Here is a 2598-nt window from a genome sequence, read left to right on the forward strand (position 1 = left end):
CATGTGGTGCCGTCGATGCTCGATGCCCTGCTCAGTGGTGGGGAATTGCCTGCCTCGTTGTGGCGGGTCTTGGCGATCGGTGAGGCGTTGCCCGCTGCTTTGGCGCAGCGGTTCTTGCGGGAGTATCCGCGGGTTGAGTTGTTCAATTTGTATGGTCCGACCGAGGCGGCGGTGTCGATTACCAGCCATCGGGTGAGCGCTGCCGATAACCTGTCGGTGTCGATCGGTGGTCCGGAGTGGAACAGCCAGGTCTATGTGCTGGATGCGCGGTTGCGTCCGGTGCCGGTGGGTGTGTCGGGTGAGTTGTATCTGGCCGGTGCGCAGTTGGCGCGGGGCTATTTCGGGCGTGCCGACCTGACCTCGGATCGGTTCGTGGCCAACCCGTTCGAGCCGGGTGCTCGGATGTATCGCACCGGTGACTTGGTGGCGTGGAATGCCAATGGTGAGCTGGACTATCGGGGCCGTACCGATTTCCAGGTGAAGATTCGTGGGTTCCGTATCGAGTTGGGTGAGATCGAGGCCGCGCTGTTGGCGTTGCCGCAGATCACGCAGGCCGCGGTCCTCGCCAAGTCCGACCCGCGTACCGGAGACCGCCTGGTCGCCTATCTCGTGGCGGACACGGACGTCGATGTGGCGCAGGTGAAGTCTGCCCTGGTCGCCGGTTTGCCGTCGTATATGGTTCCGTCGGCGTTCGTCGTTTTGGATGCTTTGCCGTTGAATGTCAACGGCAAGTTGGATCGGAAGGCGTTGCCGGAGCCGGAGTTCGAGGTTCAGGCGTTCCGTGCGCCCTCGACTCCGATCGAGGAGATCGTCGCTCAGGTGTTCGCCGATGTTCTCGGTGTGGAGCGGGTCGGCGCGGATGATGATTTCTTCGCCTTGGGTGGTAATTCATTGCTGGCCACCCAGGTTGCCGCGCGGATCGGCGCGGCGCTCGACGCACGCGTACCGGTCCGGGCTCTGTTCGAGGCATCGTCCGTTGCCGGTCTGGCCGTCAAGGCGGAGCAGTACGCCGGTGCCGGAGGGCGTCGGGCACTGGTCGCGGGCCCACGGCCGGACCGTATTCCGCTGTCGCTGGCGCAGCAGCGGATGTGGTTCCTGAACCGGTTCGACACCCAGTCGGCGGCCTACAACATCCCCGTCGCCATCCGGCTGACCGGTGACCTCGATACCGACGCACTCCGGCGGGCATTCGCCGATATCATCGCCAGGCACGAGATCCTGCGCACGGTCTATCCGCAGACCGAAGACGGTCCGGTACAGGTCATCCTGTCGCCGGGCCAGGCAGATGTCCCGACGCTCGCGGTCCGGACCATCGGCGCCGACGAGGTCGAAGCGGCCGTGAACGAGCTGATTTCGACGATCTTCGACGTCACCACCGAGGTCCCGGTCCGCGCCTTCCTGTTCGAGATCGCTGACGCCGCCGACGAATTCGTACTCGCCATGGTCGTGCACCATATTTCCGGTGACGGTTCGTCGGCCGGTCCGCTGACCCGCGATCTGATGACCGCCTACGTGACCCGTGCCAATGGTGTGGCCCCGAATTGGGCCCCGCTGGCGGTGCAGTACGCGGATTACAGCATCTGGCAGCGTGAACTGCTCGGCAGCGAGGACGATCCGGAATCGCTGGCGACCAAACAGGTCACCTACTGGCGGCAGGCGCTCGCCGACCTGCCCGACCAGCTGGATCTGCCGTCGGATCGGCCACGGCCCGCGGTGCAGTCCTTCGCGGGCGGCAAGGTGGAGTTGCGTATCGACGCGGCAACCCACCGGGCACTGGCCGAGCTGGCGCGGTCCGAGGGCGCGACGCTGTTCATGGTCGTGCACACCGCGCTCGCGGTGCTGCTGGCCCGGCTGTCCGGGACCGAGGACATCGCGATCGGTACGCCCATGGCGGGCCGCGGCGAGGCGGCGCTGGACGATCTGATCGGTATGTTCGTCAACACCCTGGTATTCCGCACCCGGGTCGAGTCGGGCGCGGAGTTCACCGAACTCCTCGCGCGCCAGCGGGAGACCGACATCCAGGCCTTCGCCCATGCCGATGTCCCGTTCGAGCGGCTGGTCGAGGTGCTCAACCCGGTGCGGTCGACGGCACGGCATCCGCTGTTCCAGGTGGGTCTGTCGTTCCAGAACCTGGCCCAGGCCGCGCTGGAATTGCCCGGCCTCACCGTCGCCGGACTCGACGCCGACCGGCAGCTGTCGCAGTTCGATCTGCATCTGATCGTGGCCGATAGTTACGACACCGACGGGGCTCCGGCGGGTATCGGCGGCTTCTTCACCTACGCCGCAGACCTTTTCGACCGTGCCACGGTGCAGGGGTTCGCCGACCGATTCACCCGACTGCTCGGCACGATCGTCGCCGCGCCGCGGACCGCGGTGGGCGATATCGAGCTGCTCCAGGCCGCTGAGCGCGATGAGCTGCTGGTCGGCCGCAATGCGACTCGGCACGCGGTGGATTCCGAGGCGACGTTGGTGTCGTTGTTGGATGCGTCGGTGGCCTCTGATTCGAAGGCCGTTGCGTTGGTGTCCGATGATGGTGCGCAGCTGACGTATGCGGAGTTGGATGCGCGGGTGAATCGTCTTGCCCGGTATTTGATTTCG

1 protein-coding gene is annotated in these 2598 nt (G+C 65.8%); it reads left to right on the forward strand.

What is annotated here, in order from left to right; all coding sequences use genetic code 11:
• Positions 1–2598, forward strand: a 2598-nt coding sequence (locus AB0H61_RS38980) for a condensation domain-containing protein (RefSeq protein ID WP_357313964.1), incomplete at both ends; no start/stop codon positions are given.

Origin of the sequence: Nocardia sp. NPDC050710, from assembly GCF_040654375.1 — a bacterium.
Lineage (GTDB): Bacteria > Actinomycetota > Actinomycetes > Mycobacteriales > Mycobacteriaceae > Nocardia.